Annotated in this window: 4 protein-coding genes; 1 reads left to right on the plus strand and 3 read right to left on the minus strand. The window is 44.0% G+C overall.

Annotated features, from left to right (window positions below; translation table 11 throughout):
• A partial coding sequence (locus tag A3766_RS15895; protein ID WP_068642488.1) for an HDOD domain-containing protein occupies positions 1-636 on the minus strand: 636 nt, incomplete at its 3' end.
• A gap of 172 nt (positions 637-808) precedes the next feature.
• On the opposite strand from A3766_RS15895, the gene A3766_RS15900 reads away from it, so the two are divergent.
• Positions 809-2,011 carry a class I SAM-dependent rRNA methyltransferase gene (locus A3766_RS15900; RefSeq protein ID WP_068509041.1) on the plus strand — a complete coding sequence of 401 codons (1,203 nt, stop codon included), beginning with the start codon at positions 809-811 and terminating at the stop codon, positions 2,009-2,011.
• Between the two features lie 29 nt (positions 2,012-2,040).
• On the opposite strand, the gene A3766_RS15905 is transcribed toward A3766_RS15900, so the two are convergent.
• Together A3766_RS15905 and A3766_RS15910 are read right to left on the minus strand one after the other, a co-directional pair.
• Positions 2,041-3,051 carry an imelysin family protein gene (locus A3766_RS15905; protein ID WP_068509043.1) on the minus strand — a complete coding sequence of 337 codons (1,011 nt, stop codon included), beginning with the start codon at positions 3,049-3,051 and terminating at the stop codon, positions 2,041-2,043.
• Positions 3,020-3,676, minus strand: coding sequence for an HAD family phosphatase (locus A3766_RS15910; RefSeq protein ID WP_068509045.1), 657 nt, complete (start codon positions 3,674-3,676; stop codon positions 3,020-3,022). The genes A3766_RS15905 and A3766_RS15910 overlap by 32 nt, the downstream gene beginning before the upstream one ends.
• Between the last annotated feature and the right edge of the window lie 287 nt (positions 3,677-3,963).

Consider the following 3,963-nt stretch of genomic DNA (forward strand, 5'->3'; position numbering starts at 1 on the left):
GGTGTTATGGTGTTCGGCAATAACTTGGCAGATATGCTCAGGGAGGTTCCATGACTTGGCGGTGAAATAACCGACGACACAGTGATTGGTGTTGAATTTTTCATTCTCTAAGTCAATGACTCGCTCATGCTGGCCGGAATAAGTTTTTTCCATGACGGTGATATAATCATCGAAGCGTGAAAGCATGAGAGGAATACCCGCATTATGGAACAAGCCTAATGCATAAGCTTCGTCTGGCGTGCGGTAGCCGACTTTTTTGGCAACCGCTGCGCAGACCATCGCTATGTCGTTTGCGGTATCCCAAAAAGAGGTTAATTCAATGATGGCTTCATCTGACATTTCACCTTTGATTGCCAGGCCATTCAAGATATTAATAACGGTATGAATACCCAGTAGTGATACCGCTTGCTCAATGGAGGTGATTTTATTTGCCAGACCATAAAATGGTGAATTAACAAATTTCAGCATGGTGCCGGATAAGCCAACATCCTTCGCGATTAAATTGGCTATTCGTTGAATATCCGGGGCCGGCATGATCTGTTCCATTTGTAAGTCCACAAGAATCTGGGGTTGTGGAGGTACATGAATGCCTTGAAGAATTTTTTTGACCTGGGCTTCGGTGAGTTGGTTGCTCATAATTTGCTGCTGCCTGTGACTTGCTTTATTACAAATACTGATAATTAACCTAGTAATTGTAGGATGAATTGAGAAATAAGCTAACGATGAGCAGAATAAAAATGGGCCTAAATCGGCTTGCTTGATATACTGCCGCCCAATTCAAGCTAACTAAAATATCGAGAGGTGTACGATGACTGACCAGCCTAAAACGCTTTGCCTGAATAAAGGGGCTGACAAGAGACTAAAACAGGGTCACCTCTGGATATATAGCAATGAGATTGATACCAAGCAAAGTCCCTTAAAACAGTTTGCGCCAGGCGAACAAGCTATTGTGGTCAACCAGGCGGGTAAAGCGATTGGCCGGGCTTTTATTTCTCCTGCATCACTCATCGCTGGTCGAATGATTAGCCGGGACCCTGCACAGGCAATGGACCAGTCTTTGCTCAGGCACAGGTTAAAGATCGCTTTGTCCCTCAGAGAGCAAGCCTTTGATGGGAATTCTTATCGCTTGGTTTATGGTGATAGTGATATGTTGCCTGGCCTGGTGATTGACCGCTTTAAAGACGTATTTGTTGTTCAGATTTCGAGTGCTGGAATGGAGTCTTTAAAGGATGAAATCGTTTCGGCACTTGAGAAGGTTTGTCGACCGAAAACGATTTTGTTTAAAAATAATGGCAAGATGAGATCTGCCGAGAATCTCGAGTCCTATGTTTCGCTTGCTATGGGAGAGGAGCTTGAAGACGCCGAACTGGAAGAGAACGGTGTTCGTTTTCTTGCACCAGTTATGAAGGGGCAAAAAACAGGCTGGTTTTATGATCACCGCATGAATCGGGCGCGCTTAAAAGACTATGTTAAAGGTAAGCGCGTGCTGGACTTGTATAGCTATGTGGGCGGTTGGGGAGTTCAAGCCGCTGCATTTGGGGCTGAGTCGGTTACCTGTGTAGATAGCTCTTCAATGGCGCTTGATTACGTTGAGAAGAATGCGGCACTAAATGACTTGTCTGACAAGGTAAGTTGTATTGAGGGTGATGTCTTTGACGTGTGCAAGCAGTTGAAGCTTGAAGGTGAGAAATTTGATGTTGTTATCGCTGATCCACCAGCATTTATTCCTAAGCGTAAGGACCAGAAAGCGGGTGAGATTGCTTATCAACGTTTGAATCAGCTTGCGATGCGCCTGCTAGAAAAAGATGGTTTACTGGTTTCTGCGTCGTGTTCTATGCACCTTTCGCGAGAAGCCTTGATGAAAGCTATTGCGGTAAGTGGCCAGACTTTGGAAAAGCGCTTACAAGTAATTGAGCAGGGCGGCCAAGGTGCAGATCACCCAATACTGCCAGTAATTCCGGAAACAGAATACCTGAAATCAATTTTCGTCAGAGTTTTGCCAGCATCGTAGTTTGATTAAATGAAAGTGCGATGCAGGGCTTAGTTTTGTCTCGTGCTTTCTAGTGTTTCAATGACGCGATTTGCAAGGCTTATTCTTGCGGCGATACTACTCTTGGTATCGTGCATAGCTTGCTTGCCGATCAGCATTTGAATTTGCCGACAGGCTTCGAGTTCTACTTCAGCAATTTGACGAAGTGATGCTCTGAGTTCTTCTTCAGGAATGGTGGCAAGTGCTGCTGGATAGTAGCCATCGAGCCTGTTCCAAGAAACGCTAAAAGCTTCGATATCTTGTTTGAGCAGTTTGCTTAGGAGTTTGAGGTATTTTGCTCTACGCTTGGCGCTTTGGTTCTGACTTTTGCTAGTGTTCTCGATTGAAAAGTCTGCAACGATTCTCGGGTTTCCACTCTCGCCAAAAAGCATAAACTCTAAAGCATGAAAGCCTAAGGCAACATAGGCAGAATCTCCGAGTAAATGCTCCTGATTAAGGCTATCCTTGGTCAATTCGATTTCAGAGTGAATTAAACCGCTTAGCGGGTAGCCTTGGACCTTATCTAAATAGCCAGGAATCAAAGGGTACTGATCAATGCGGTTGTGGTTCGTATGAACGAGTTCAGGAGAGCTGAGAGTCACATCCAAAACCGGATGTATGATGTTCAGGCTTTTTAGCCATTGTCTAAGAAGTCTAGTCGAGATATATGTATCGTGAGCTAGACTCCACTGCTGATGAGCTTCCTGTAGAGATTCTTTCGATGGCTGAGTCGTTAGTTTGTCGATAGAACTTTGTAGCTTAGCGGCTGCGTTGCTGGTTTCAGTAAGTAATCGATTACTCTCTTTAACCATTTGGTCGATCAAAGAGGTGGAGAGTGTTGCGATTTGACGGTTGCCAATATCTGACGATTGCTTGTTTATTGCTGAGCTTGTTTTGCTGGATGTGATATCTGGCGTTGAGGGTTCACTGCAGCCGAATAGCGCTAAACAACAGAAAGTGGTGAATAAGCCCCTGATCATGTCTTTTTTCTTAGCTTCTGAGAGTTTGTATTGGCCAGCCATTTTGTTCACTATATTCTCTTAAGGTGTCATCCGGGTCGATAGAGACTGGCGTGCTGACCAGCTTTAATAAAGGCAGGTCATTATGTGAATCGCTATAGAAAAAAGAACCTTTGAGTGTATGGTGATTCGTCTCTAACCACTCGTTCAAACGCGTAATTTTCCCTTCTTTAAAGCTGGGTGTGCCGCTTACCTTGCCTGTATATCGACCGTCGACTTGCTCGGGAAGGGTCGCTATCAGTGTATCAATGCCAAAAGCCTGAGCAATAGGCTCAGTAACAAAGTGGTTTGTGGCGGTAATAATCAGGAGAGTATCTCCGGCAGCTCTGTGTTTTTCAACAAGCTTGATTGCCTTATCAAGCATAAGTGGTTTGATTTTCTCCAGAAAAAACTCTTCTCGCCATTTCAGCAGTTGCTCTGTCGGATGTGCGGCGAGTGGGCGAAGCGCGAATGACAGGTATTTGAGGATGTCGAGTTCACCATTTTGGTAATCCAAAAGAAATTGATCATTGGCCTCTTTGTAAACTTGAGCGTCGACAATAGACTTTTCGACGAGAAATTCGCCCCAGGCATGGTCGCTATCACCCGCGATTAATGTGTTGTCTAAGTCGAAAATTGCCAGTGCCACTTATGTACTCCCCCGAGAGTGTTTTATGCTAAATAACGACCAATCACAAAGGGTCGATTTCGATGAATAGAAAATCATATCAGATCATCTCTTTAAAAACTCATTAAGATCTTAAAAGTAGTCTAGAATTGATTGATATATCTAGCATAATTAATTATTTGCCCGCTCATGGGTTTGCTGTATCGGGCAAATTCTGAAAGAATGAAGGCAATGTAAATATCTATAGACGGGAAATTAGAGAGTGATAGATTCTGACGGTTTCAGATTAAATGTCGGAATTATTCTCG

The organism is Oleiphilus sp. HI0132 (assembly GCF_001635845.1).

Coding starts and splice junctions, on each gene's coding strand:
- A3766_RS15900 (WP_068509041.1), top strand. CDS start 809: ATGACTGACCAGCCTAAAACGCTTTGCCTGAATAAAGGGGCTGACAAG.
- A3766_RS15905 (WP_068509043.1), bottom strand. CDS start 3,051: ATGGCTGGCCAATACAAACTCTCAGAAGCTAAGAAAAAAGACATGATC.